25 protein-coding genes are annotated in these 26,487 nt (G+C 41.8%); 5 read left to right on the top strand and 20 right to left on the bottom strand.

Annotated features, from left to right (window positions below; translation table 11 throughout):
- Positions 1 to 20: 20 nt before the first annotated feature.
- The 19 genes from METVE_RS0106200 to METVE_RS0106110 form a co-directional block, all read right to left on the bottom strand.
- On the bottom strand, positions 21 to 707 hold the full coding sequence (locus METVE_RS0106200; RefSeq protein ID WP_020167592.1) for a hypothetical protein: 687 nt from the start codon (positions 705 to 707) through the stop codon (positions 21 to 23).
- Positions 698 to 1,330 carry a hypothetical protein gene (locus tag METVE_RS0106195; protein ID WP_020167591.1) on the bottom strand — a complete coding sequence of 211 codons (633 nt, stop codon included), beginning with the start codon at positions 1,328 to 1,330 and terminating at the stop codon, positions 698 to 700. The genes METVE_RS0106200 and METVE_RS0106195 overlap by 10 nt, the downstream gene beginning before the upstream one ends.
- Positions 1,330 to 1,881, bottom strand: coding sequence for a hypothetical protein (locus tag METVE_RS0106190; RefSeq protein ID WP_020167590.1), 552 nt, complete (start codon positions 1,879 to 1,881; stop codon positions 1,330 to 1,332). Before METVE_RS0106190 ends, METVE_RS0106195 begins: the two co-directional genes overlap by 1 nt.
- Positions 1,878 to 2,726: a hypothetical protein gene (locus METVE_RS0106185; protein WP_020167589.1), complete on the bottom strand. Its 849-nt coding sequence runs from the start codon at positions 2,724 to 2,726 to the stop codon at positions 1,878 to 1,880. Before METVE_RS0106185 ends, METVE_RS0106190 begins: the two co-directional genes overlap by 4 nt.
- Entirely contained in the window at positions 2,707 to 4,449 is a 1,743-nt protein-coding gene (locus METVE_RS0106180) for a GspE/PulE family protein (RefSeq protein ID WP_020167588.1), read from the bottom strand. The genes METVE_RS0106185 and METVE_RS0106180 overlap by 20 nt, the downstream gene beginning before the upstream one ends.
- A complete protein-coding gene (locus tag METVE_RS0106175; protein WP_020167587.1) occupies positions 4,449 to 5,630 on the bottom strand; it encodes a type II secretion system F family protein in 1,182 nt (393 codons plus the stop codon). Before METVE_RS0106175 ends, METVE_RS0106180 begins: the two co-directional genes overlap by 1 nt.
- A gap of 54 nt (positions 5,631 to 5,684) precedes the next feature.
- A complete protein-coding gene (gene gspG, locus METVE_RS0106170; protein WP_020167586.1) occupies positions 5,685 to 6,122 on the bottom strand; it encodes a type II secretion system major pseudopilin GspG in 438 nt (145 codons plus the stop codon).
- Positions 6,123 to 6,242: 120 nt separating this feature from the next.
- Positions 6,243 to 7,382: a sugar phosphate nucleotidyltransferase gene (locus METVE_RS0106165; RefSeq protein ID WP_020167585.1), complete on the bottom strand. Its 1,140-nt coding sequence runs from the start codon at positions 7,380 to 7,382 to the stop codon at positions 6,243 to 6,245.
- A gap of 185 nt (positions 7,383 to 7,567) precedes the next feature.
- Positions 7,568 to 8,128: a DUF4114 domain-containing protein gene (locus METVE_RS0106160; RefSeq protein WP_020167584.1), complete on the bottom strand. Its 561-nt coding sequence runs from the start codon at positions 8,126 to 8,128 to the stop codon at positions 7,568 to 7,570.
- A 172-nt stretch (positions 8,129 to 8,300) separates the two neighbouring features.
- Positions 8,301 to 9,689, bottom strand: a complete 1,389-nt coding sequence (locus METVE_RS0106155) for an undecaprenyl-phosphate glucose phosphotransferase (protein ID WP_020167583.1) — start codon at positions 9,687 to 9,689, stop codon at positions 8,301 to 8,303.
- Positions 9,690 to 9,841: 152 nt separating this feature from the next.
- Positions 9,842 to 11,215 carry a glycosyltransferase family 4 protein gene (locus METVE_RS0106150; RefSeq protein WP_020167582.1) on the bottom strand — a complete coding sequence of 458 codons (1,374 nt, stop codon included), beginning with the start codon at positions 11,213 to 11,215 and terminating at the stop codon, positions 9,842 to 9,844.
- A 143-nt stretch (positions 11,216 to 11,358) separates the two neighbouring features.
- Positions 11,359 to 12,120: a hypothetical protein gene (locus METVE_RS0106145; protein WP_020167581.1), complete on the bottom strand. Its 762-nt coding sequence runs from the start codon at positions 12,118 to 12,120 to the stop codon at positions 11,359 to 11,361.
- 175 nt (positions 12,121 to 12,295) lie between these two features.
- Complete coding sequence (locus METVE_RS0106140) at positions 12,296 to 13,840, bottom strand: alkaline phosphatase (protein WP_020167580.1); 1,545 nt, start codon at positions 13,838 to 13,840, stop codon at positions 12,296 to 12,298.
- Positions 13,841 to 13,900: 60 nt separating this feature from the next.
- Positions 13,901 to 14,680, bottom strand: a complete 780-nt coding sequence (locus METVE_RS0106135) for a PEP-CTERM sorting domain-containing protein (RefSeq protein ID WP_020167579.1) — start codon at positions 14,678 to 14,680, stop codon at positions 13,901 to 13,903.
- A gap of 233 nt (positions 14,681 to 14,913) precedes the next feature.
- The gene (locus METVE_RS0106130) at positions 14,914 to 16,251 is read right to left on the bottom strand and encodes a sensor histidine kinase (protein ID WP_020167578.1); all 1,338 of its coding nucleotides are present in this window, start codon (positions 16,249 to 16,251) and stop codon (positions 14,914 to 14,916) included.
- A complete protein-coding gene (locus tag METVE_RS0106125) occupies positions 16,248 to 16,940 on the bottom strand; it encodes a response regulator transcription factor (RefSeq protein WP_026362035.1) in 693 nt (230 codons plus the stop codon). Before METVE_RS0106125 ends, METVE_RS0106130 begins: the two co-directional genes overlap by 4 nt.
- 17 nt (positions 16,941 to 16,957) lie before the next feature.
- A complete protein-coding gene (locus METVE_RS0106120) occupies positions 16,958 to 17,236 on the bottom strand; it encodes a PepSY domain-containing protein (protein WP_232415407.1) in 279 nt (92 codons plus the stop codon).
- Positions 17,237 to 17,342: 106 nt separating this feature from the next.
- Positions 17,343 to 17,684: a PepSY domain-containing protein gene (locus METVE_RS0106115; RefSeq protein WP_020167575.1), complete on the bottom strand. Its 342-nt coding sequence runs from the start codon at positions 17,682 to 17,684 to the stop codon at positions 17,343 to 17,345.
- Between the two features lie 158 nt (positions 17,685 to 17,842).
- Positions 17,843 to 19,216 carry a diguanylate cyclase gene (locus METVE_RS0106110; protein WP_020167574.1) on the bottom strand — a complete coding sequence of 458 codons (1,374 nt, stop codon included), beginning with the start codon at positions 19,214 to 19,216 and terminating at the stop codon, positions 17,843 to 17,845.
- Between the two features lie 449 nt (positions 19,217 to 19,665).
- Between METVE_RS0106110 and METVE_RS0106100 the strand changes: the two genes are divergently transcribed.
- Complete coding sequence (locus METVE_RS0106100; RefSeq protein WP_020167572.1) at positions 19,666 to 22,467, top strand: YadA family autotransporter adhesin; 2,802 nt, start codon at positions 19,666 to 19,668, stop codon at positions 22,465 to 22,467.
- Between the two features lie 42 nt (positions 22,468 to 22,509).
- Complete coding sequence (locus METVE_RS0106095; RefSeq protein WP_020167571.1) at positions 22,510 to 23,424, top strand: OmpA family protein; 915 nt, start codon at positions 22,510 to 22,512, stop codon at positions 23,422 to 23,424.
- A 101-nt stretch (positions 23,425 to 23,525) separates the two neighbouring features.
- Here the strand turns inward: METVE_RS0106095 and METVE_RS0106090 are convergent, their stop codons facing one another.
- Positions 23,526 to 23,735, bottom strand: a complete 210-nt coding sequence (locus METVE_RS0106090; protein ID WP_020167570.1) for a hypothetical protein — start codon at positions 23,733 to 23,735, stop codon at positions 23,526 to 23,528.
- 270 nt (positions 23,736 to 24,005) lie between these two features.
- On the opposite strand from METVE_RS0106090, the gene METVE_RS0106085 reads away from it, so the two are divergent.
- From METVE_RS0106085 to METVE_RS0106075, 3 genes are all read left to right on the top strand, one after another.
- A complete protein-coding gene (locus METVE_RS0106085; RefSeq protein ID WP_020167569.1) occupies positions 24,006 to 24,272 on the top strand; it encodes a phosphopantetheine-binding protein in 267 nt (88 codons plus the stop codon).
- Positions 24,273 to 24,332: 60 nt separating this feature from the next.
- On the top strand, positions 24,333 to 25,040 hold the full coding sequence (locus METVE_RS0106080; protein ID WP_020167568.1) for a hypothetical protein: 708 nt from the start codon (positions 24,333 to 24,335) through the stop codon (positions 25,038 to 25,040).
- 62 nt (positions 25,041 to 25,102) lie between these two features.
- Entirely contained in the window at positions 25,103 to 26,485 is a 1,383-nt protein-coding gene (locus tag METVE_RS0106075) for an AMP-binding protein (protein WP_020167567.1), read from the top strand.
- Positions 26,486 to 26,487 lie beyond the last annotated feature (2 nt).

The following is a 26,487-nucleotide window of genomic DNA, read 5'->3' as shown; positions in this document are numbered from 1 at the left end:
ACCTTCATACTACTTTCCTTTTACAAATTCATTTCTGCTGCTGTAGGCGATACAGCATTTGCTGAATCAAACGATTTCGCCGTTTTTGATAACACTTGCGGCAGATTAAGCGGTAAATATGTCAACTGGATGTTATTTAAATCATCACCATCCAATCGCCATTGCGCATCGATTTTTTGACCTTTTAACGTGGTATATAACTGGCCATTTCGTAGTAAAAATAGCTGCGTACCTTGCGGTGAGTTCTCTAATTTACCCATATAGGTAAATGGCGCAGGTGGCGCAACTGGCGGCGGCGGTGGCAACGCTTTGGTTTTCACAGGCTTAGGAACAACCAACCATGAATGCACTTTAAATACGTTATGCGGCTGGTTAAGTAACGGCTCACGTTGCAGTTTCTGCCATGCAATCAAACGCTTATCGTTTGATGCGTTTTGTGTAGTCACAATATTGATTTGTTTATTTTGCTGCGGGTTTTTAGCAGAATTCAAACCTGTTCTTATATGCGTTTGATGATTGTTTTTAGATGAAACAACGGCTGAATCCGCCAGTTCAATCGTATCTGTATCTTCCGTATTGTTTTTTAATAAAGTCCAAATAGTTAAAACAGCAACAATCAATAACATCACAAGTAATCGTTTATTGGATGGATGTTGTTTGGCTGTTTTTTCAACGGCGGGCGTGCTAATTTTCGCCTTTATTGCCATGACTCACCTTTCAGCAATAGCACAAATATCAGTCTGGCTTCTACCGTGGGGCTTTGTGCGTTTTCGCGTTTAATGTGCAACTCACTTAAGGCTAACGCTGGTAGATCGTGTAAAACTTGCGCAATAAATTGGCGTATCTGCGTGTACTGTCCTGTGACTGGCAATACGATTTCATAGCGCGATAATGGATGTTTGGTATTGGGTAATGGCGCCATTTTTTGCGCTTTAATTTGGGTTAACTTGTAATCGCCACGGTTTAAAACTAAATGTTGTTTAACTGCATTTTCATCGATTAATCGCAACCATTTTGGCAAACTTTCACCATTCGGAAATTGTGCATAAAAACGCTGAATATTTTCCTCTGAAGTTTCAGTTGGCGTTGCATTTACCGCTGATTGTTGTGAGTTACCCTGTTTTTTCTGCTGATTATTCAAAGCAGAAATAGCTGATTCCGCCTCTATTTTTTTTTGCTGAATCGGCACGATATTAAACGCATAGAACAAGCAACAGCCTAGCGCAATAGCTGATCCAAGCAATCCGAATAATCCTAATTTTTTGGTTAAATCCGTTATCCACCAAAGAAGATAGTGTTGGTTAAAATGGCGTCGATTCAATTTAAACATTATTCAGCCATTTCCCACTTTGCCAGCGCACTAAAACGCACGGGTTTTGAGACATCACTCTCATCCATCGTATGTTTTTGCAAATACACTTCGCTCAAGTTTGGCTGTGTTTCTAACTGCTGAATATAACGCAATGCAACTTGTAAATTTTTCGCTTCGCCCGTGAGCAAAACCTGCTGTTTTTTGATATTTGGTTCAACACTTAACAAGGCAATATCAGGCAAATCGGATTGTTCAATCGCCTGCAATAAACTATCCCACGGCGTAGTTAACACAGTTATTGTGCTATTTATTTGGTTAACTTCATTGGTAGATAATGCGGTTACGACAGATTTAACCACCGCCTTTTTAGGTTTATCTTGTTGATTTAATGAAGTAATTAACTGCTGATAATCGCGTTGATTATTCTGGTGTAAATTCCACAAAATGACGCTAGCAATCAAACTGATAACGAAAATAATTAGCCCCGACCAAGTGACATTTAAAAACGAAAATGACCCCGGTCGATTAAATTCTAAATCTAAACGTTGTGAATAAAATCGCTGGCTCATAAAACGCTTTCCAGCATATAAAATGGCGCTTCTAATTTTGCTTTATTTGCATGCCCAATACGTTGCACATGCCAGCCATCGATTGCATTTAAGCTGGTATTTTTTTGTGCTGGTGCATAAATAAACAGGTTTTTATCTGCCGTATTGAGTTGCTCATTCAATAACAATTCACGGTTAAGCGCATTTTTTAAAGCAGTTTGCCAATCTTGGTTAACTGTCACCGTTTGCAGTTGCTGGCAGACACCTTGCTGACAATAAATCAGCAATAACTTAGTGTTTTCTAATAAAACTAAATAGCCATTGGCTTTGTGAATCGAGTGATTTAACGCATTAAATGCCGCCATTAAATAAGGTTGTACTGTATTTAATTTAAGTTGATACTTGCCTGCCAAATGCTCTAACGATGCCAACAATTGCTTATCTACCGCTGCGGCAGGCGTGTTTTGATGCGGCGCTGCTGAATGATATTTAATATACCAATCATTAGCCGCCGCGCCGTAAATCTCTCTAAATACCGCATTCACGTAAGCACTTTTTTCAGCCGAATTCATAGCGACTTGCTGTGCTGGCAACATGATATAGCGCACATAATCGCTACTTAGTATCACATTCATTTGCGTGTTTTTATTTAGCGAAGCACTGCTTAAGTATCCATCTAATTGATTAACCAGCAACTGCCAATTCGGCGACTCTGCAGGATGTTTTTCTGTATGGCGCGTTTTAATAAATTGCTGGTCAGTGATACGTTTATTAAAACCACGCGTTTGCTGAACAATTGCAAGTCCATCTGCTGCAAAAGTGACCCATAAAGTATTGGGGGAAAAACTAGGCCACAAACGTAACACGATTGATCTCTTGTAAAGTGGTCATACCGTTGGCTACGGCTTCGATTGCGGATTCACGAATGGTGCGCATGCCACTGCGTTTTGCGGCTTCTTTTAATTTGCGGATAGGTTCGCGCGCGACAATCATTTCGCGCAACTCGTCGTTTAATATCAACAATTCCGCAACGGCTTTACGGCCTTTATAACCGGTGCCACGACAATGCCCACACCCTTTTGCAAACTTAAAACGCATACCTGCAGCCATTTGTGGCGTGATGCCAGAATCTTCCAGCAATTGCGCATCAGGAAAATCATCCTCTGCACAATGCGGGCAAATGCCGCGGATTAAACGCTGTGCGATGATGCCGTTCATGGCGGAGACGAAATTGTAAGGATCGACACCCATGTGCATAAAACGGCCAATCACATCTAATACATTGTTGGCATGCACGGTGGTGAAAACCAAATGTCCCGTTAACGCTGCTTGCACGGCAATTTGTGCGGTTTCTGCATCGCGAATTTCACCGACCATTATTTTGTCAGGATCGTGCCGCAGAATAGAACGCAAGCCGCGCGCAAAAGTTAAGCCTTTTTTCTCGTTAACTGGTATCTGCAACACGCCTGGCAATTGATATTCCACTGGATCTTCAATGGTAATAATCTTGTCGTGGCCAGTATTAACTTCAGAAATTGCCGCATATAGCGATGTGGTTTTGCCGCTACCAGTAGGGCCAGTTACCAGCACCATGCCATAAGGTTCGCTGGCTAATTTGCGAAACTGCGCAATGGTTTTAGCATCAAACCCTAATGCTTGCAGGCTTAAACCTTGCGCTTGTTCGGATAATGCTTTTCTGTCTAGCACACGTAAAACAGCGTCCTCACCAAATACGCTTGGCATAATGGATACGCGAAAATCGACTTCGCGACCTTGAACGGTCACTTTAAAGCGGCCATCCTGCGGAATGCGCCGCTCAGAAATATCCAGCTGCGCCATCACTTTAACGCGTGAAATCGCCTGATCTGCGCTATCCGAGCCTTGCACGCCGCCAATACTTGCCATCACGCCGTCAATGCGATATTTAACCGCTAGCCCCACATTTGAACATTCCAAATGAATATCACTGGCACCTACTTTTAACGCGTCGTACAAAGTGGAATTAATCAGCTTAATAATCGGATTGGTATCTTCGTTGATCGACTTCAGCGATAAGTTGGCAACCGCTTCATCGGCATCTGCATTGTTGGTTTGCGCCGCCTCATGCAAACCATCCATCGCGTGCATGGTTTCTTCATGCTTGGCCAAAAAAGCGGCAATATCGCTTTTGTGCGCCAGCCGCCAAGTAAAAGCTTGTTTAACTGACTCCGCAGCCCAGTCTTGCAAACCATCATTAAACGGGTCAGCAAATACAATGATTAACGCTTTATTTTCATCATAAAAAGCCAAACATTCTTTCTGTTGCGCGGTGGCAAATGGAATCACCTCAAAAGCTGCATGCAAGGCGTGCAGCTCTTTCATGTAGATAGCAGAAAAATGTAAGGCGCTGCTAAAGTGATGCAAAAACTGCTCTTGATCGCAGTTTAAGTTTTCTTCTAACACCTCTATCACACGCCGTTGTTGCAACTGTGCTTGCAACTTTGCCTGCTTAATCAGCGCAGCATTGATGGCTGGCATTGTAGTTAACGCAGGTATTGCCGTTAAATTTTGTGATGCTTCGGACAATATTGGGACTGCTTGCAACGTCATTATTGAACACTCCCTGCAAGTTCAAAAATCGGCATATACAGCAGTAGCACCACTACACCAATCACCAGTCCGATAAACAACATTAATAACGGCTCAAATAACTTAGTAAACCAATCGATCCAACGTGCCAACTCTTCATCGTAAAACGCAGCAACACGTTCCATCATGTCACCGATTTTGCCACCACGTTCGCCCACGCGCAGCATGCGCAAAGCCACAGGCGTGGTTAAGTCTGCTTGTTCCAATGCGACTGAAACTGGCTGTCCTTGTTGAATCGCCAAGATAGCCTGTTGCATTTTTGTTTTTAATGCGGCATCTAATAAGCCAGCAACTGAAGTTAATGCAGCAACAATCGGCGTGCCGCCTTTTAATAACATACCCAATGTACGATAAAATCGGGCGAGTTGAAAAATACGCAAACGCTCACCAATCGCAGGAATTTTCCAAAACAGTTGCATAAGCCACTTTCTAACATTGGCCTGACTTAACGCATAGAAAACAGCAAAAAAACTTGCGCCTAAACCGATTAAAAAAGTCTTGCCGTGATTATCTAAAAACACACCCCATTTCAATAATATTTGCGATAAAAAGGGTAAGTTACTGCCAGTATCTTCATAGATTTGACTGAATTTTGGCACCACAAAACCCATCAAAAAGAATATAACTAAGCCGCCCACACTTATTAGTAAAATCGGATAAATCGACGCACTGATGATCTTTTTCTTCACTAATCCAATTTGATGTTCATAGCTCACATAGCGGCCTAGCGATTCGGCCAAATCGCCCGTTTTTTCACTGGCGCGCACGGTGGCAATATATAAAATGGGAAAGATAGCCGGTTGTAACTCTAACGCCGCTGAAAAGGTTTGACCTTGATATAAAGCTTGTAATAATGCATCCAGCGCATTTTTTACGTTAGTACGCTGTTCTTTTTCCGCCAGCGTTTCAATAGATTCCACTAAATTTAAACCGGCTTCTAACAAGGCCAATAGTTCTTGGCTAAACAAAGCTAATGGGAATTTTTTGCTGGTTTTAGCGTTAAGTGCAAGGCTTTTAGCGTGAATAGAAATGGGCTGAAAACCTTTTGCTTTTGCTTGTGCAGAGGCATCGTCGGCATGCATCGCAACAATATTCAGCAAAATAAGCTCACTGCCGCGCAATGCTTTTACTTGATATTCCATGACTTGAAAATACCTAAATAAATGTCAGCAATGTTGAAAAGACTTGTCCGCACATTACCAATTCACCACATCTGTGGCTTCTTCAGTGCCGCCAAGTTGACCATCTTTACCTAGTGTAAACAGATCGTAATCGCCATGATCGCCAGGCGATTTGTATTGGTAAGGCTTGCCCCAAGGGTCATTAGGAATCGTTTTTTTAAGGTAGGAGCCATGCCATTTCGGCACATTGCCTGGATTTTTATTTAAAGAAATCAAGCCTTGCTCAGTCGTTGGGTATTGGCCGACATCAATACGATATTGATCTAATGCTAGTCCCAATGAAGCGATTTGCGCATCGGCAGTTTTAGTTTCCGATTTGCCAATCTGCATAAATAATTTAGGCGCGGCAATACTGGCAAGTAAGCCGATGATCACAATCACCACCAGCAACTCAAGCAAGGTAAAGCCTTGTTTTTTATGTTTAAGCTGATTTTTTTTAAAGAAATTTTGCATCTCTACAACTTCACTGAATTAATTTTAGATGACAATTTTAGTCAATCTAGTTTTCAGTAAAATTGCAGTTTTGTGACAGTTTTGTCACAAACCACTTTTCTAGTTTTACGTCATCAATGCTTAAATCTTGGCTTGTGCATAATTCATCGGATAAATGACTTTTTCGCGCGCATCGCTCCAAATCAAATCGCAATTATCATCATCCACATGCATCATGCGCCCATGTTTATCCACGCAATATTCGCCGCACACAATCATTTCTTCAAAACTATAATCCTGACCAACACGGGTATATTCAAACAATACGCTCCGCACGACACGACCGCCGCGCTGTATATGGCAGCCATCACTGATCCATGTAGGCCCGATAATCTCGGTACCTTTATCAATACGCGTGCCAGACCCAATGTAAACTGGCCCAACTATATTGGTATTATCCCAGTCGATATGCACGTTTAACCCAACCCAAACGCCCGGTTTTATTTGCTTGCCAGGCATATGCATCGACGGCACTTCGCCGCGCATCACTTGTTGCATCACTTCCCAATAATCAGCGACCAGACCAATATCGATCCAATTAAACGGTAAGTTAATGGCATAAAACGGCAAGTTTTTTTGGACTAATAATGGAAATAAATCTGAGCCAATATCAAATGCACTGCCCGATGGAATTAGATTCAACGCTTCTGGCTCGAAAATATAAATGCCTGTACTGGCTAGATTAGAACGCGCTTCCGCTTGGCTGGGTTTTTCCTGAAATGAAGTGATTTTTCCATCATCATCTGTGACAACGATGCCGTAACCAGAGACTTTATCCATAGTCACCTGTTTAGCAATCAGGCTCACCAATGCGCCTTTGCGACGATGTTCTGCCAACGCTTGCGTAATATCTAGGTCAATAATGGCATCGCCGCAAATCACAATCGTGGTTTCATCAAAAAAACCACCAAAATCTTGAATTTTTCGCATGCCACCAGCAGAGCCGACTGGGCTGGGAATAATTTTCCCATTACTAATATCGCCCTCGAACGAGTAACCAATACGCAGCCCGAAGCGATGACCATCACCAAAATATTGCTGGATTTTTTCGTGTAGATAGCTAACATTCACCATCACTTCTTTGATGTTATGTTTGGCTAGATGTTCGATTAAATATGCCATTACAGGCTTGCCCAAAATAGGAATCATGGGCTTAGGTAACTCGTAGGTTAATGGTCGCACGCGCGTGCCCTTGCCCGCGGCTAAAATCATGGCTTTCATTGATGGTCTTTCAAAATGGCCCGTTCAAAAATACTTGCTTAATTTTTTAGTATAGATTTTAATTATTAAATAATAATGACGATTGAAATGGCATTTAAATTATTTGCATTAAATTGCTAGCCTCAATAAAAAAGCGGCCGTTAAGCCGCTTCTTATTGCATTCAACTAAGTCATTGAATTCAGTTTTACTTTAAATTATTTTTACGGCGTATTGCAAAGCCTAACAAACCTAAACCTGCCATTAACATGCCCGCCATTTCAGGTTCTGGCACAGGCGTTATCGGTGCTCCTGCGCGAATATTACTCACCGAAAACACTAAATCGTTGTAATCTTTATCGCTAGGAAATGCAAGGTCTTCAAAACCCACAATAATAGAGTTGCCTTGTACTTGATAAGTCGCGTGTTCAACGCCATCAAAATTGCGACTGGCTAAGCCGCTATAAAAAACATTACCGCCATTTACAACTATTTTGAAAATCAATTCTGCGCCAGCTTCAAAACTGCCTAAAGAATAAGTGCTACCAACGGCAGCAGTTTGATTATTCAATATTAAATTGGAAGAGCCGTTTAAAAAAAGATCATTTGAAAACGATGCTTCTTTAGATAAGAAAGTGACGAAAACTTCGCCCGCTGTTGCAACATACAAACTATCTGATGTTGGTGTAAGATTTGGAGACTCAACCGCGCTGACTAAAGTTGATGTCAACAGTAACGCACCCATGATTAATCCGTTTAATTTCTTCATTTAAAACTCCTTAAAATAACTAAATTTAAGCAACCTATTATGTGCTTCGATCATGACGTCATGATGTAGTTTTTATTAAATAAATAGTTCTTTCGGACTAGATTAGTCCGAACGGGCTACTTGATTGATTAACCTTGTCAATAACGTCAATCAATTAATATTCACCCTGTTTTCAATAAGCTTTTGAATCTTTAAAAACCAGTAAGATTGTTTTCAGAATAATGCGGATATCCAGCGAGAGTGACCATTTTTTCAGATACTCCAGATCGTAATCAATCCGATTTTTCATGGATTCGATTGTTTTAGTTTCGCCTCTATATCCATTTACTTGCGCCCAACCAGTAATACCAGGTTTTACTTTATGACGAACCATGTAACCTTTGATCAGTTTGCGGTATATCTCGTTATGCGTAACAGCGTGCGGACGTGGGCCGACAATGCTCATTCTGCCCTGTAACACATTAAAAAACTGTGGCAGCTCATCTAAAGATGTTTTACGAATGAACTGCCCAAAAGGTGTCACTCTTTTATCGTTAAGCGTTGCTTGCGTGACGGTTGCGCCATCTTCAGTCACTTTCATTGACCTGAATTTATAGACAATAATCTCTTGTCCATCTAAACCGTAACGCCTTTGTTTAAATAGTATTGGTCCAGGTGAGCTGAATTTAACACCGATGGCAACAATAAGGATTAACGGCGAAATCACGCATAAAATTATAGAGGCAATCACAATATCGCTTAATCTTTTAACGATGCCGTTAAAACCAGTAAAAGGTGTTTCGCACACTGCAACCACAGGCATGCCATCAATTTCATCAATTCTGCCTTGAATTAGATCAGCCATAAAAAAATCCGGCACAAAATAAATGGATGCCGTTGTATCTTTTAAATCATCCAGCAAAGCCATTATTTGGATATGCATAGAAGGTGGCAATGTAATATAGATAATATCAATCGCCTGTTGCTTCACAAAACTAGCAATCTCGCTTATATGAGCAACTTGCTGATTATCTGGTACAAACGTAGATGACCTAGTGACTGATAAGTCATCAAAATAGCCTTTCACTTCAATTGCCAGCTGGTTACTATCCTTAATTCGGCTGCACAACTGCTGGCACAACTCATTTTGACCAACAACCACAGCTGTTTTTTTGATGTGCGTTAAATAGTGCTTACTGACAAAATACCGGCTGATTAACCAATGCATAATAATCAAAATTACCGGCGTAATAAGCACCCAAGCAATAACCACTTGCTGCGAAAACATAGGTAAATAAGCGGTGGCATATCCAAAAAAAAGTAATATGCCCACCACTAAAAACCACTGACTTAACGTTGCCATTACGTCTTTGGATAAGCTTTGTGCATTGCCCCAAGTGCCAGGAAAACTCAGTGCGAATACCATAATCGACAGCACGATATAATGCGAACCAAGCCTACCTTCGTCCATTAATGCAAAGAAAAAGAGCATGGCAATCATCAATACTGGATCAACCAATATCTTAATGATTTGATTCAGGCTTAACGATTTATTAAAACTAAGGCTTTGCTGAAATCTCATTCGGAATAGGCATAACTAATTGGCAAATAGCCTATTAAATTACATGATTAATATGACATTGATATGTACAAGAAAATGTGGATTGCCCACTTAGTGGCCCAGCGAAACTACAGGCAACTATAATAAATACAGTTTTGTCTTAAACGATCTTTTTAATAAGCTTTAAGCGAGTTTTGATAAGCTTTGATGGTTTTTTCTGCAATATTTTTCCAGTTATATTGACTGTTCACCCAAGCTCTTAATTGCATTCTTTTGTCTAACTTTTCTGCCGATGACAATGCATTTTGAATATGGTGTACTAACAAATCCGCTATTTCATCTACTTGACCCATCTTGAAGTAACTCGCGTCATTCAAGCCGACTTCCAGATTCGCTGGAATGTCGCTGGCAATCACAGGCAAGCCATAACTTAACGCTTCCAGTAATGAAATCGATAATCCTTCATGTGATGAAGGCAACACAAACAGCGCGGCATGTGCGTATAAACTGCGTAAAGCATCACCTTTTTGATAGCCAGTCAGTACAATATTAGGATTAGCGACAGTCGCGTTTATCAAGGTTTGAACATAAGCATCAGGATGATCGGACGAACCGACTAATGCTAACTTGTAGCCGGATAAATTGGCTTGATTAAAAGCATCAATCAAATCCATATGGCGTTTTTCTGGCACCAAGCGACTCACTAGCAAGATGTACTTATTCTGCTCTAGACCAAATTGCGCCAAATGCGCACTAGAAACATTTAAATCTGGCAGCACAACGCCGTTATGAATGAGCGCAGAATTAACGGTATGTTTTTGTGTCACTAATTCGTGAATGACAGATGAGATAGTGATTCTATGGTTTGAAAAACGCATGCCAAACCACTCGCCCAGCAATAAAGTAAAACGTGCCAGCACGCCCCATTTTTGGCGATTGTAATCTTGCCCATGATGCGTAACAACCACACGCAAACCTAGTAAACGCGCTAATGGCGTCATTAATGCCGGGCCAATTGCATGGATATGTAGAATGTCTGGACGCTTAATTGCCGCATACAAAACACCTAAAAAGGTATGCATAAGCGCTTCAAAAGCTTTGGATTTTGGCGCCCACAATGTGGTTAACTTGACGCCATTCCAGTGCCTGCCTACATGCGGTTTTTGATAAGCGCTGCGTGCAAGCACTTCTAAATCACAACCTAAACTCACTAGCATTGGTGCTAAATGTTCAGCGTGCGTTTCAATGCCACCTTGCACATCAGGGAAACCCCTTAAACCCACCATCATGATTTTTATCGGTTTGACTGAAGCGTCGTACGCCCGATTTCCACCATATTCAAAGCGCTGGTGTATATCAGAATTGATCATAAACGCTTTTGCAGAGTCGAATTCCGAATGGGCTGAATGTTGCGATAGATTAAGTTTTTGATACGAAAATAGTGTTAAGTCGAAGCTGTTGAAAGTGTTTGTTAAAGCGTTAATCAGGCTTTTTAATGCACCTGCTTTTAATAAAAAAGCGCGATATAATTTAGTCAAAATTTTCACGCAAACTCCTCACAAAAATCAATCTTTTATTCTGTGACTTATATTATTTAAGCGCAGATATTATGTGAGCTAGCATGACTGAAATGCGTGGCATTAAGATGACGATAAATGGGGCTTATCTAGTCCGAACGGACTAGATACAATTAATGCTGATGGCCGTAAGTGTGAACGCCTGGCGCGTCGTGCGCTTTAGATAACCAGATTTTTGCGGTGGCAGAATGTTCCATATCACCGATATCGGCATAATCTACTTGCTGATACGTTTGCAATTGCTCGGCAGTTGTCGCGTTTTCAGGCTTGGCATTTAATTGGGTGAGATTGACTGTTAACTGTTGTTTAGGATAAACATAAGTCATGCTGAGGGGAATTTGCAGCGCGTCAATCCACGTAATATCGGTTTTGATACCATTCAAACTACCGCTATATTGCGTTAACGCTAAGCCTTGATACTGCTTTTTAAGACTGACTTTTTTCATACTAGCCAAATCTTGCGGCGTGACTAACTGAGTAATCGCTTGCCATTTAGCCATATCAGTTTGCATACCTAACATGGTTAAATCAGTATGTGAATATTCAATCACACGCTTTTCGTCATGCAGTAAAAACTGATAACTTAACTGTTTATTTTCATCCATTTCCCACATTTCGCTATTATTGGCATTCGCTTTCCTCAGCTCCACTTGAGTAGGCGTGCGCCACATCCACCATGTGGTTTTTTTATTTGCTACGCTCGTTTTTTTACAGGGCAACGCACATTCTGTCGTTTCAAATTGTGCGTTTAAATTGGTTAAGTTGATGTTAGTTGAGTTTTGCGCAGTCGAATCATTTTGCGCCGCATAACTATTTGGCACGTCGATATTGAATACCACGACCAAAACGATGAATAACTTAATAGACCAGTGCATATTCGCTCCTTTACTTAAACCTTAACGACTAGAATCTTTAGAAAATACGAAAAAAAACAGGGCGGTATTGCATTGCAATATCGCCCTGTTACTTTAACAAGCTAAAACGTCAGTTTTATGACCAACGTTTTAGTCACTGCTTTAACCTCAGTTTAACCTCAGCAAATTTAACGCATTAATTAAAACCGAATGCATCTTTCATCACGTGGAAAATATAGCTTTGTTCTTGCACACCATGAAATAGATACGCTTTAGGGCCGCCTGCAAAAACCTGCACATCTTCTGCTGCATGCGTTTCAGCGCTTGCTGGCACCAATGCTTCTTGGTGGAAATCAGGGTCAGTCGTATCAACTGTCGTCATATCTGCAGGACGACCTGCCACCGTTGGCAAGTTGTAAACGCCCTCACCCGCTGAACCTACATGGTAGCCTTTACCATTCGCATAACTCACAGTGGTGTAAGGCTTGCCATCTTCAGCCAACGCAAATGCTGTTTCACCTGGGTTAATCACTTTGCCCAATACAGGATTACCACGTGCTGGGTAACCCGCCATCGTCATAGTATGGCTATGGTCAGCCGTCACGATGATTAAGGTATCTTTTAAATCCACTTTTTCAAGCGCTTTTTTAACCGCATCGCTCAACGCAACCGTATCAGACAAGGCGCGGTATGCATTACCGGCATGATGGCCGTGGTCGATACGGCCCGCTTCTACCATTAAGAAATAACCGTTTGGATTCTTTTTCAGTACATCAATCGCTTTATCAGTCATCTCGGCCAAACTCGGTTCTTTAGCCGTATCCGTAGGGCGGTCATGCTCAAATTCCATATGTGAACGCTCAAACAAGCCAATCAAACGATTAGTCGTTGCTGGATTAATCGCATCGAACTGCGCTTTATTCCACACATAATCTGCACCAAATTTAGTTTGGTATTCGGTAATTAAATTTCTGCCATCCGTACGTTCACCTTTTCTGCCTGCATCTTCTGGATCATCTACAGTGGTTGGTAGAAATTTAGTACGACCGCCACCTAAAAACACCTCTATGCCGTCACCTACTTTACCCAAGCCAAAATTATCAATCGCTTGTGCAGCAATATCATTCACACCAGCCGCTGGCGTAGTGGCCGTTTTGGTTTCCCAATCACGTGTTGATGTGTGTGCGTACGTTGCTGCTGGCGTTGCATGCGTAATACGCGCTGTAGAAACCACGCCAGTTGAACGGCCATTTTGTTCAGCCAACTCTAAAATAGTCGTCAATTTATTGGCCTGAATTGCTGCATTATCAGTGCCGCCGTTAAATACATTTTGATTAACAGATAGCACGCCATCATTGGTTTTAACACCCGTCACCATTGCTGTCATCGTTGGGGCTGAATCGGCAGTTTGTTGGTTAGTAGAATAGGTTTTCGACATAGCAACATAGGGTAATTTTTCAAATGACAGCAAATTACGCTCACCATCAACACCTCTTAATTGACCTTCAAAAATACGAGCGGCAGTTACCGTTGAAACGCCCATACCATCGCCCACAAACAAAATAACGTTTTTAGCGCGTTTTGCATTTGGCACGATTTGTTTTGAAGCCGCCAAAGCCGCTTGACCATCTTGATACCAAGTAGCGGCATCTTCTGCGTACGCAGTTTGTGCGCCCAATACACACATCACCGCTAATGTTGTCGCTTTTAGTACGTTAGTTTTAAATGACTGCAATTTCATTTTTAATCCCTTAAATATCAGTAGTAATAAACAAAGTTAATGGCTGGATTAGGCTAGTTTTTAAGCTAGCTTGCGGCGACGCGCCACAAAACCCATTACAGCAAAACCAGCTAACAACATGGCAGAAGTATCAACTTCTGGCACTGCGGCTACTTGCAAACTCACGTTGTCAATGCCCAATTGCAATTGACCTTCGTTCGCAACGCTGGCAAAGCGCAAAGTGTATGTGCCACCAGCGGCTAATAATGAGGATAAATCGAATGAATAGTTGGTATAGCCATTAGCAACATCGCCACCAATCACGCTATTGCCGGTTGAGCCGCCTAAATAAAAGCTTTGTGCAATATCCGCACTGCTAGTAGAAAAAATACTTGCGCCTGCATTTAACAAGTCTACGCGTACGTGTTGGTTCGCCTCGAAACTGTCAGCAGATGTGTAATCTAAACCTGCCGCATGGATTTGTGTACCGTTGCTACTTTGGTTATTCACAAACAAGCTAAATGATAATGTTGCTGAACTTGTTGTTGCGTTAAAAGCGCTAGCAGTAAATGTTTGATAAAGTGCCTGATTGCTGATGGTAAAAGCATCCAGCAATGCATAGTTAACGCCACTTGCTGGGCCAAATGTATTGCGACCGCTGGCATCGGTAAGCGTATCATTTTCTAACAACACAGAACCAAATGCACCGACTTCTGCTGAATTCCAACCTTGAATATCATAGGCATCTGCGCCTGAAGTTTCAAAATTACCGTTGACAATCAATTCATCTGCCATTGCATGGCTGGCGAATAATGCGCTACTAGCCAACAACCATGCCAGGCTGCTTTGTTTAATTTTCATATCATCCCCAAAAACTATATAAAAAAACAAGTTAACTACTAGAATTCATGCAAAAAAATGCATGCTTTAATACGCTATGTAATTTAACGGTTGAATATGTTGCGAAAATGACAAAGCATGAGCCGTTGTGATTAGATAAACAAAAAGGGTTTAGACGTGAATCTAAACCCTTTCATAGTATGAATAAAGCTGCAGTCATTCAATAACGATTGCCTCTAATCACAAGTAAAGTCTTAATTAGGTAGCCATACGCACACGCGCAATCCACCATATTTTACGGATTGGTCAAAGGTTAACTTACCGTTATAACTCTCCACAATATCATGCACGATAGCCAAACCAAGCCCGCTTCCAGGCTTTGTTTCATCTAACCGAAAACCGCGTTGCGTTAATGCATCCAGCTTATCCAACTCGCATCCGACACCATCGTCTTCCACCATAAAAATCATACCCTGCCCTGATTCAAAAGGTTCGGTTTTAATGGTTAAATGCACTTGTTGATTACACCATTTACAGGCGTTATCCAGCAGATTACCTAGCAACTCGGAGAAGTCTTCTTGGTCGCCGATATAGCTAATATTGTTATCAATTTGATAGGTAATGATGGGTGTTTTTGCAACATGCATTAACTGCAAAGTTTTCACCATTAAGGTCACTTCCTCCTGCACATCCACGCGTCTACCAGGCAATGTATTACCAATCAAACGCGCCCGTTTTAATTCGCGTTCTACAATATGCCGCATGATATCGGTGGTTTCATAGATGGTGGCAGAAAATTGTTTATTTTCAGCGACTGAGAACTGCTCTGCGGTTTGATTCAATATCGTTAATTGTGTTTTAAGCGCATGCGCCAAGTTGCCCAAAGCTTCGCGAGAACGACGACTTTGGTTGCCCATCATTTTCAGTAAGCGATTAAATTCAGCAATCACTGGTGAAATTTCCGCTGGACCTAATGATTCAATTTGACTGACTTCGCCTGACTCAATGCGCAATAAATTATCGCGAATCACTTGTAATGGCTTAAGGCTATTGCTGACAATTCGGCGCTGAATCAGCAATAACGCAAGCAATATCAGCAAAGATATGCCACCATAAATCCACTGAAATTGGCGTAAGGCTTGATTCACCTCAGTTAAATCTTCTGCCACGGCAATGGTGATTATTTGCTGATGTTTTTTATACAATTGCACAGACATTAATAAGATCTGACCTTCAGGACCTTTTGTGCGCAAAGTCGTTACCAAGCCTGTTTTTATTATCGGAATCGCTAGATTATTATCCCAAAGTGAGCGCGAGTATTGGTGCTGATTAGCCACATTAATCACATAATAATGTCCAGATAATGGCCGCTGATAAACCGCGCTTACCCTTTGTGGATTGAGCAATAATTGACCTTGTGCATCAAAGCTGATGCCGGAAAGTAAGCTTTCACTATCTTGGTCTAAGCGATTAATTAACTGTTTTTCAGACAACGTACTAAAAACATAACTAATCACGCCCCACTGCAAACCGAGCAATACAATCAGGCTAAAAGTTAAGCCATAAGAAAGCCGTTTATTCAGACTGATCATGAATTATTTTGGTCCGAGCTCAAACTAGACTCTGGATTAAATACGTAACCCTGACCGCGCCTAGTTTGAATAAGCTCTTCACCGATTTTTTGCCGCAGACGATTCACATAGACTTCAATCACGTTGCTGTCTTTATCGCTATCGTATTCATACACGTGTTCGGTTAACCTGGTTTTTGACAGTACTTTGCCCGGATTCAACATAAAGTAGCGTAATAATCGATACTCCGTACTGGTGAGCGTATAGCGTTGTCCGTCTGATTTAATAAGTGTTTGTGTATCTTCTACCAGTTCGATACCGCTAAAAGCAAATGCAGTCATCGGGTTGTTCTGGCTGCGTTTCAACACTGCGTTCAGCCGCGCAATCAGCTCCTGCATTTGAAAAGGTTTGCCAATGTAATCATCTGCACCCAGCTTAAAGCCTTCTATTTTTTCTTGCCAAGTGTCGCGCGCAGTCAAAATAACCACTGGTACTTGATTGCCTTTTTTGCGCCAATTAGCCAGCACCGTTAAGCCAGATTGCTGCGGTAAACCTAAATCTAACACCACAATATCGTAAGGCTCAATATCGCCAAAGGCTTCGGCTTCCAAACCATCCAACGCTAAATCGACCGCGTATCCAGCGCGCTGCAAAGCTGAGCGCATAGATGGCCCTAGAACCGCATCGTCCTCAACTAATAAAAGTCGCACTGTTTAATCACAATCGTTTAATCGTCAATTTCAATCTTGATTAATTGTCCTGTTTTTGCATCCAGTTTTAATTCCCACACTTGGCCTTTAGCATCCAGAATTTCTACTTCATAAATATAGCGACCATTTTTTTTTTCAAACTCAGTTTCTAATACTTCACCGGCTTTTTTTGCGCGCGCGAAGGTCAGGATTCTTTCTAAAGGCAAAATCTCACCTTTTTCTCTGAGCTTTTTTGCCAGCTGATAGTCTTCTTCTGCAAACACGCTAGTCACGCCTAGCAAATTGCTGCTTAGCAAACATGCTAACAAAATGCTATTGCAATATACCTTCAGAAAAACCATATCAGCTGGCTACCTTTATATTCAGCTTATGCTACTAATTAATATTAAAACTAAGTGAACACTAAAACCAATCGCGCGACACTTTACGTGTTTCGCCAGTTTTTGCGTCAATATTCACATCCCATTCGTTGCCCTGTGCGTCGATTATCTCAAACTCGTAATCCCAGCCTTGTGGCCATTTACGTTTTTCAAGCTCAACCTCTATGACCGTACCAGGTTTTGCGGCCAGCGCTTTTTCAGTCGCTTGTTCCACAGAAATCAATCCAGCCGCTTTTGCGGTCAATAACATTTTTGCCGGATCGTCATCATCTGCGATTACATTTCCGATTGTGAAAACATTCAGGCTTGCAACAGTTAATGTCAGCATGATGGCCTTGTTTAAATGTGTGTTTAAGTGCTTCATTTTAATCTCCTAAATAAAATTTTGAACGAAAATTTATTGTTGCTACGGAGACTACTTTAATGACCGAACCTTAAACCAAACTGAATTTTAGATTTAATTTAAACTTTGTGACTTAAATCAATATGACTCAAAAAATGTGATTTAAGTTTTTTGAAAGTTTAGGATTCTTGATATATTTTGTAAGTGTTTCGACCTGAGCCTTTGGCTTCATATAACGCGATGTCGGCTTTTTTCATCAAGCTTTTAAGCGTTTCCTCACTCGCATGATTGTAGCTAGCAACGCCGATACTCAACGTCACTTTGATACTTTTATGCATCACAACGATGTCTTTTTCAACTGCTGCCATAATTTTTTCTACGATTAAATTGGCATCATTTAAGTGGTTAAGTTCGTCCAGTACAATCACAAATTCATCGCCACCAACGCGGCTTAAAGTATCTACATCGCGAATACAGTGATTTAATTTCTTGGCAACCGCTTTCAGCAGCTCATCACCCACATCGTGGCCATAGGTGTCGTTTAGTCTTTTAAAATGGTCGATATCGATATACATAATCGCCATGATTCGGTTGAATCGTTTTGACTGCGCAAACGTCTGGGCCATTCTAAATTCCAGCAATCGCCGATTCGCTAAACCCGTCAAACTATCTTCCATCGCTTGCGAAGTTAACTGTTTGCGCTCCCTCAAAAAGAAATACGCGAGTGTTGCCATCAACAGACTGATCACCACACTCATTAATCGGGTGATCAATATCAGGCCAGATTTTTTTTCTGTTTTTTGTAAAATTGCCCATTGCCATTGCACATTAGGCAAATCACTGTCAGAAATCAACGCTTTCGGATGTTCAAATAAACTGGCATTACCGTAAAAAACATTAGATGAATCTTTTACGCGAATCGCAAAATCATAGTCACTATCGACCAAATTATTAAAGGCGGCTCTAAAAAAAGAATCGGTATTAATGACCGTAGATAACAATCCCCAATATTCACCATCGATAAAAATAGGGTAACGGTAAATCAGTCCTCTACCGCCTTGCACCAAATCTACCGGGCCCGATAGCACACCTTGATGCGTTCTAACTGCTTGCTGAATTTGCGGCCATTGCTCTGGCAAATCATGATAATCAATGCCGATGGCTTTTTCGTTAGATTTGAGGGGATAAATATAAGTGAGTTTGTAACCGATCGCTACTCCCAAATTGCGAACGTGTTTGGTTGTGACGTATAAATCCGCCAACATCGCCATCAATTTTTTGCCATCGAGCTCTTGGTGATAAACCGTTAAGTAACTGGACAATCCATTTGAAACGAACAATAACGCATTCAACTCTCTATCCACTTTTGTTTTAAGCGAGTTAGCGTAATCGGTCGCTTCGATGGTGATTCTGCTCTCCGCTTTTGCATACTCCGCACTCACTAGCATCTCAAAAATAGAAATAAATAGAACGAAAGTTAGACAGGCATAAGTGAGCGATGCAGAGTTACTTTTTAGGTAATTGACATATTTCATCAAATGGTAAGTATTCATACTTTGATTATAAGCATTTTGCTAAAGCATCTCACGTTATGGCGATACGCTATTTTATCTAGTTTGTTGATTGCAGTTAATTTAGTGCTTTTAGCCTAAATTTATCGCTTTAACCCTAAAAAATCACTTAAAAGTACGTATTAAGTTGTCAAAAAATTTACATGCATGATGACTAACTGACGATTTCCATCATAAAACTAAAGTCTATTCTCATCCGCACTTATCCACTTTAGTCGCAAGAATATTGAAGAGAAATGACTGTGCAGCAGAGTAAATTAGCGTAAATACGTACTTTTACTTATTGCACTTAACCTAAAAATATGATTTAAAAACCCCCACCAAAAAATTTGGCACGATGTATGCGCCATTCATTTCATCAACAAAAAAAAGTCTTAAGTGTTTATTTTTTAAATGGTTACGTCGATTGACGGCATTTGAAGGAGCATGAAATGAAAACTACACAAACCGAGGGGATTGTATCGCCAATGGGAAAATCATCCGTGATTTTTCAAGCTTTACATGTGTCAATTAACGAAAATGGGCTAGTAACACAAAATACTACGTTTACGGCAAAATCAGCCGCAATCAATCACCGACGATCAGTTTTGGCTGCAAGCATTTTAGCGGCAACCATGATTAGCAATACACAATACGCAAATGCTGCACTTGTCAGCGCTTGTTCTGGCGTCAGCCTTCCCAAATCTGTAGTGACAGATATTGTAGGTGGTGTTTTGCTGCCAATCACAAATATTTTAGATTTAGGTGGGCTATTAGGCTTAGGCACCACCGTGAATACCACATTAACTAATATCGCTGGCGGTGCTCCCATTAATCTCAATGTGTTAGACACGAATGGAAACCTTCTTTCCCCTGCTGATCAATGCGTAACAACTGCAGATGGCTTTAGCTTAGATACGCCCAAAGGCATATCCATCGGCGGCAACTCTATTACAGGGTTGGGTAATGGCACTGCGGCCAGCGCTGGCGAATTAAACTCTATCGCTTTTGGCAATGGCAGTATTACAGATACAGCAGCAATCAATTCAATGGCTATCGGCCCAAATGCCTCGATTGGCGCGTTAGGGTCTAATTCTATGGCGCTTGGTAGTGGCGCTAATACCAATGTGGCAAATAGTATTGCCTTAGGTGCTAACTCAACGGCAGGACTTGGCGCACAGACCAATTACATCGCTTATGGATTAACTGCGCCACAAAATAGTGTGGGTGAAGTGTCGCTTGGATCGGCTGGCAATGCTAGAAAAGTAACCAATGTTGCAGCAGGTAGTATAGGCACTGATGCGGTCAATGTTTCTCAATTACAAGCAGTAAATGATGGTGCGGTTAAGTATGATCCATCTAGCTCACTAAGGACTGCTACTTTAGGTGGTCCGCTGTCAACCGATGGCGGTACAACGAACGGCACGCGCATCACTAATCTTTCTAAAGGTGCAGTGAGTGTAAATAGCACTGACGCGGTGAATGGCGCTCAATTATTTGCAGTGAACGATGGCGCGATTAAATATGATATTGGTACACCAAGGTTAAAAATGACGGCTACTTTGGGTGGCGATCTGTCAACAGATGGCGGCACCACGAACGGTACACTTATCACTAATCTTTCTAAAGGTGCGATTAGTGCAACCAGTACTGACGCTGTAAATGGCTCTCAATTATTTGCGGTTAGAGATGGTGTCACCCTTAACATGGATGCGTTAGGCCAAAGCATGGCAACTAATCTAGGTGGTGGTGCGGCATACAACTCAAGCACTGGCGCTGTTTCTTCGCCTACTTATAATGTTTATGGTAGCTCTCAAAATAACGTCGGTTCTGCAATTACTGCTCTGCAAGCCAATGCGCCGCTGCAATATTCAAATGCTGCTGGTGTGGCAACACCTAACACACCTTCAAACCACGTCACTTTGGTCGGTAGTACAGCAGGCACTCCAGTGGCTATACATAATGTCGCAAATGGTGTTATTAGCGCGACCAGCACAGACGCAATTAATGGTTCTCAATTATTCGGCATTACCTCTGGTATGACAGCCAATACGGATGCGCTTGGTACAAGTATGGCGACCAACCTAGGTGGTGGTGCAACTTATAACTCAACAACTGGTGCCGTTTCAGCCCCTAGCTATAACATATATGGAACGACTGAAAATAGTGTGGGTACTGCGATTGCTGCATTACAGAATAACGCGCCGTTGCAGTATTCTGACGCTAATGGTGTGCCGACACCAAACGTGCGTTCTAATGATGTAACACTAATTGGTGGTGCGCTTGGTCCAGTAAGAATACACAATGTCGCTAATGGCGATGTTAGCGCAATCAGCACAGATGCAATCAATGGCGCTCAACTGTATGCAACCAATCAATTGATTGCCAACGTAAGCAACGGCGGCGGTATAAAATACTTTCATGCTAATTCAACGCTAGCTGATTCCAGCGCAACTGGTGATGACAGTGTCGCCGCAGGCTCTCGCGCACTTGCCAGTGGCGATGGCAGCGTTGCAATGGGCGATAACAGCCAAGCAACTCAAACTGGTGCAATCGCGATTGGGCAAAACTCTGCCGCCACAGGTGTTAACTCTATTGCCATTGGTGCCGGTGCATTAGCTACTGGCTCAGTGGCGGTTGGCGTAAATGCGCAAGCTGGTAATGGTGGTGCTGCATTTGGTGATAATACCGTGGCATTAACATCGCAACAAGGCACGGCTTTAGGCAATGCGGCAAACGTGACAGCAAACCGCGGCGTGGCATTAGGTGCTGGCGCTCAAGCAACTCGCGCTGGCATGAACGGTGCAACTGAGAAATACAGCAATGTTGCGGTCACATCCACTGAAGGCGCAGTTTCAGTTGGTTCAGCAGGCAACGAACGCCAAATCACCAATGTAGCGGGCGGCACTGCCGAAACCGATGCAGTGAATGTCAGGCAATTGGATGCTGCAATCGCGCAATCTGGTGCAGATATTAACAATAGACTTGGTTCATTACAGTCTGAAATCAGCAGCGTGAGATCGAATGCAAACGCTGGCGCTGCCTCTGCAATGGCGATGGCGAGTATGCCGCAATCGGTTGTTCCAGGCAAAGCGATGATGAGTGCAGGCGTTGCAAATTATCAAGGTCAATCTGCCATGTCTGTGGGTATTTCTAATTTTTCTGAAAATGGTCGTTGGGCGATTAATTTCAATGGTTCTGCCAATACGCGTGGCAAAGCTGGTGCCGGCGTAGGTGTTGGAATCTATTGGTAATCTAATTTTTGATAATCGCACTATTTAATAGGAACAACTATCATGAAAAATCATCGCAGTATTAAAAATAACCACATGCAATACATCGTATTATCTGCGTTAATTTCATCACTCATTTTGCTGCAAGGTTGCGCGACTTCTGTCAGTCGACTTTCTAACGACGGAAAAAGTGATGAGATTATTTTCCCGCAAATTGAAAAGAATACGTGGATGAAAGAAGGCACTTTTCCTAATCTCGACAACCTGCGTAACGTGGCGCCTGATATGACCAAAAATCAAGTTTATGCGCTATTGGGTCATCCGCATTTTTCAGAAGGAATCGGTAAGATAAGGGAATGGGATTACATTTTTAATTTCCGTGAAAATGACAACAATTTAATCGACGGAAAATCCATACAAACTTGTCAATACAAGATCATTTACAACCCCAGCATGCGTTTGCAAAACACGTATTGGAAACCTGAGTCTTGTGCACAACAGTTAAATATTGCTACCGCTAAAACTGATGATGTTGTTTTGAACACAACTGAAGTGAAAACAATTGAAAAAATCGTGCCAAGCGCTGCCTTAACTAAGCTGCAACTAAGTGCCGATGGCATGTTTGATTTTGACCGATCCGCCATGGTTAACTTAAGACCTGGCGGCGTTGAAAAACTGGATCGCCTAGCTAGCAATCTTTTAGCTGGTGGCGAAATCACCACATTAAATATCATCGGCCACACCGACCGTTTGGGTGACGATGCATACAATGTCAAACTTTCACAAGCGCGCGCAGAAACGATTAAACAATATTTAATGAGCAAAAACATTCCAGCTGAGCGCATATCAGCATCGGGTGCAGGCAAGTCGATGCCCATCGTTGAATGCAACCAAAGCAAACGCGACGATAAGTTGATTCGCTGTTTAGAGCCTAATCGCCGATTTGAAATTGAAGCTTGGACTATTGATAAAACTTAAATACTGGCTCATACAAAATCGTGATGCAATTAAAAAACCGACTTAACACCTCAGTTAAGTCGGTTTTTTTAATCAGGCTATGTCTTAATAGCCTTTAGTCATTAGTGATCTGTTTTGTCTTCAATCTTGTCACCAGCTTCTTCAAGTTTTTCGCCTGCTTTGTCTGTTGCATTTTCAATTTTATCACCAGCTGTTTCAGCTGCATTATCCATTTTTTCGCCCGCTTTTTCAGCAGGGCCTTTTTCACAGGCTGTTAATCCAACAGCAAATAATAGTGCTAATGCTGCGATAGAAAGTTTGTTTGTATTCATTCTGATGCCTCCCTTTATTTTATTTCAATAAAAAAACTCTATGTCTCAAATGTTAGTAGCTTTGAGCAATGTGCAAATATTAATCAATAGATATGGCCAACAGCATCATCTTAATGCTGAATTTTCTGTCAGAAATAACTGACATGATTAAATCCAATATTCATATAAAATAGATGCTATAAGTTATTACCCAAATTAACTACTCTCGTTCTTAACATTTTAAGTAAATGAATACTTGTGGATGGAGTGCATTTTTAAAAGAAAATCATGATGGAAAATAAAACGAACTTACAACTAGAAATAGCTGAACTAATGGTGCAAGCATTGAATTTAGACACCACTGCCGATGAAATAGCCCCTGAAGCACCGTTATATGGTGATGGGCTTGGCTTGGATTCTATCGATATTCTCGAAGTGGCTTTGGTCGTTTCAAAACGCTACGGTTTGCAGTTGAAAGCGGATAGTGAGAATAATCATCAGATTTTCAGTTCATTGCGTCATCTTGCAGATTATGTTGCTGCGCACAAAACAACCTGACCGATAGATTAAGCCAGCATATCCAGTGACCGATTTAAATGATGAATCTCTAAGTTAACAATGTCTGGCCACTCAATTTCCAGTTTTATCAAAATCGCACGTGGCGTTGGCGTTGCTGCAATCATTGTGATTTACGCGCTTTTAGTACATCACGTTAATACGCTAATTCAATCTAATATTACTCAATTTAACGTGAATGGATTTGGCGTTATTCAAACCAGTACATTGGGTGCGATATTGGCATTGGCGCCTTTATTTTTATTGGTGATCACTTACGCTTTCAATGCCACATCACGCTTAATTGGCATTGGCTCATTGCTGATTTTCTGTGTTATTGCTTGGATATTATGGCCATTTATAAAACAGCATACTGGCTTGATATTTTGGTTATTGGATGTCGGTTTAATATTGGCGCTATTAATAACTTTTGCCCAAACTTTAATCGGTGATCGCAAACCTTTGTGCGTGCATTTTGCCGAAATCATCAATGGCGGACAGTTGCCAGCAGATCATGAAAGTTACGCGCGCAAAGTGACTATCGCTTGGGTTGTCTTTTTTGCACTCATTATCGTCATTTCAACTTTATTGTTCTTTTTTGCGTCATTATCAATTTGGTCATTTTTTGTGAATTTCTTAACGTTACCGCTGGTTGCACTTATGTTTGCAGGTGAGTTTTTTGTGCGTAAGCGCTTACTAACAGATTTGCCCACAGGCAACGTGATGGATGCAGTACACGCTTATTTAGATAAATCTACAAGCGCACGATAATGGTTTTCATAGCCAACTTAATATCATCGTCAACTTAACATAAGTTTCAGCGCTAATTTTTCATGCAAAATCACCCGTTAATCACTCACAAGTCTTTGGATAGCACTATCGCTTGGCGTAATGGTGCGGCGATTTCTGTCGAAAAATTTCTGACTGATGTTGATTCGTTGGCGACTTTGCTACCTGCTGGCAAATATATATTGAATGTTTGCCGCGACCGTTATCATTTCACCGTTGGTTTGGCTGCGGCCATTATCAGCAGCAAGATCAGCGTGTTGCCGCCTACGCACACGCCAGAAATGTTGCGGCAACTGCAAATTTTTGCGCCAGATGTATTTTGCCTGCATGACAATCCTGATTGCGATATTGCATTACCGCGAATAAGTTACCCGATAATGCCTGAATGCGCTGTTAAGCAATCCGCTAAAAAATTAGCCATCCCGCAGATTAACGCTCAACAATTAATCGCAATCGTATTCACCTCTGGCTCAACTGGCGCGCCTATTCCGCATCAAAAAACTTGGGGTGGGCTGGTGCGTAACGTGCAAGCGCAAGCAGCGCGACTTGGGTTAACAGCGGATGCTGATTACAGCATTGTCGGCACGATACCGCCGCAACATATGTATGGCTTCGAATCCACCATATTGCTGCCTTTGCAAACAGGCAATGCCTTAAGTTGCGCACAGCCATTTTATCCGGCAGATATCACAGATGCTCTGGCATCAATTCCCGCGCCGCGCATGTTGGTTTCTACGCCTTTGCATTTACGATTATTGTTAGATGCCGAACTCAATTTACCAGAGTTAGCGCTCACATTATCTGCAACTGCGCCTTTATCAACGGCGCTTGCGCATAAGATTGAAGACACGCTTAAAACACCGTTAATTGAAATATATGGCAGCACAGAAACCGGCCAAATAGCCACGCGCCGTACCACGCATAGCGGGGCATGGCAGTTATTGCCGAAGATAAACTTAACCCAACGTGATGAGCAAACTTGGGCTGAAGGCGGGCATATTGAATGTGCAACTGCGCTTAACGATGTGATTGAACTGACTGATACTGAGCATTTTTTATTGCATGGTCGCACGCAGGATTTGATTAATATTGCAGGAAAACGTAGTTCACTGGCTAATCTTAATCATCATTTGAACAACATTGAAGGCGTGATTGACGGTGCTTTTTTTATGCCAGATGAACATTCGCATGATCACGTGACGCGTTTAAGCGCTTGTGTGGTCGCACCTGGTTTGACTGCTTCAAAGCTGCTCGCAGCACTACGCTCAAAAATCGACCCGGTTTTTTTGCCTAGACCATTGTTATTCGTCGAATGTTTGCCAAGAAACGCGACTGGTAAATTACCGCGCGAGGCATTAAAAAAACTTTTTGCGGTCTCAGTTAATAAAGACTTAAACAATAAAAATTTTAGTGATGCGCAAATCTAAAA

The organism is Methylotenera versatilis 79 (assembly GCF_000384375.1).
GTDB lineage: Bacteria > Pseudomonadota > Gammaproteobacteria > Burkholderiales > Methylophilaceae > Methylotenera_A > Methylotenera_A versatilis_B.
This window is presented reverse-complemented; position numbering and strand designations above follow the sequence as displayed.

Excerpts from the sequence above, each read along its gene's own strand:
- METVE_RS0106200 (WP_020167592.1), bottom strand. The coding sequence starts at position 707 with ATGGCAATAAAGGCGAAAATTAGCACGCCCGCCGTTGAAAAAACAGCC.
- METVE_RS0106195 (WP_020167591.1), bottom strand. The coding sequence starts at position 1,330 with ATGTTTAAATTGAATCGACGCCATTTTAACCAACACTATCTTCTTTGG.
- METVE_RS0106190 (WP_020167590.1), bottom strand. The coding sequence starts at position 1,881 with ATGAGCCAGCGATTTTATTCACAACGTTTAGATTTAGAATTTAATCGA.
- METVE_RS0106180 (WP_020167588.1), bottom strand. The coding sequence starts at position 4,449 with ATGACGTTGCAAGCAGTCCCAATATTGTCCGAAGCATCACAAAATTTA.
- METVE_RS0106175 (WP_020167587.1), bottom strand. The coding sequence starts at position 5,630 with ATGGAATATCAAGTAAAAGCATTGCGCGGCAGTGAGCTTATTTTGCTG.
- gspG (WP_020167586.1), bottom strand. The coding sequence starts at position 6,122 with ATGCAAAATTTCTTTAAAAAAAATCAGCTTAAACATAAAAAACAAGGC.
- METVE_RS0106165 (WP_020167585.1), bottom strand. The coding sequence starts at position 7,382 with ATGAAAGCCATGATTTTAGCCGCGGGCAAGGGCACGCGCGTGCGACCA.
- METVE_RS0106160 (WP_020167584.1), bottom strand. The coding sequence starts at position 8,128 with ATGAAGAAATTAAACGGATTAATCATGGGTGCGTTACTGTTGACATCA.
- METVE_RS0106155 (WP_020167583.1), bottom strand. The coding sequence starts at position 9,689 with ATGAGATTTCAGCAAAGCCTTAGTTTTAATAAATCGTTAAGCCTGAAT.
- METVE_RS0106145 (WP_020167581.1), bottom strand. The coding sequence starts at position 12,120 with ATGCACTGGTCTATTAAGTTATTCATCGTTTTGGTCGTGGTATTCAAT.
- METVE_RS0106140 (WP_020167580.1), bottom strand. The coding sequence starts at position 13,840 with ATGAAATTGCAGTCATTTAAAACTAACGTACTAAAAGCGACAACATTA.
- METVE_RS0106135 (WP_020167579.1), bottom strand. The coding sequence starts at position 14,680 with ATGAAAATTAAACAAAGCAGCCTGGCATGGTTGTTGGCTAGTAGCGCA.
- METVE_RS0106130 (WP_020167578.1), bottom strand. The coding sequence starts at position 16,251 with ATGATCAGTCTGAATAAACGGCTTTCTTATGGCTTAACTTTTAGCCTG.
- METVE_RS0106115 (WP_020167575.1), bottom strand. The coding sequence starts at position 17,684 with ATGAAGCACTTAAACACACATTTAAACAAGGCCATCATGCTGACATTA.
- METVE_RS0106110 (WP_020167574.1), bottom strand. The coding sequence starts at position 19,216 with ATGAATACTTACCATTTGATGAAATATGTCAATTACCTAAAAAGTAAC.
- METVE_RS0106100 (WP_020167572.1), top strand. The coding sequence starts at position 19,666 with ATGAAAACTACACAAACCGAGGGGATTGTATCGCCAATGGGAAAATCA.
- METVE_RS0106095 (WP_020167571.1), top strand. The coding sequence starts at position 22,510 with ATGAAAAATCATCGCAGTATTAAAAATAACCACATGCAATACATCGTA.
- METVE_RS0106090 (WP_020167570.1), bottom strand. The coding sequence starts at position 23,735 with ATGAATACAAACAAACTTTCTATCGCAGCATTAGCACTATTATTTGCT.
- METVE_RS0106085 (WP_020167569.1), top strand. The coding sequence starts at position 24,006 with ATGGAAAATAAAACGAACTTACAACTAGAAATAGCTGAACTAATGGTG.
- METVE_RS0106080 (WP_020167568.1), top strand. The coding sequence starts at position 24,333 with ATGTCTGGCCACTCAATTTCCAGTTTTATCAAAATCGCACGTGGCGTT.
- METVE_RS0106075 (WP_020167567.1), top strand. The coding sequence starts at position 25,103 with ATGCAAAATCACCCGTTAATCACTCACAAGTCTTTGGATAGCACTATC.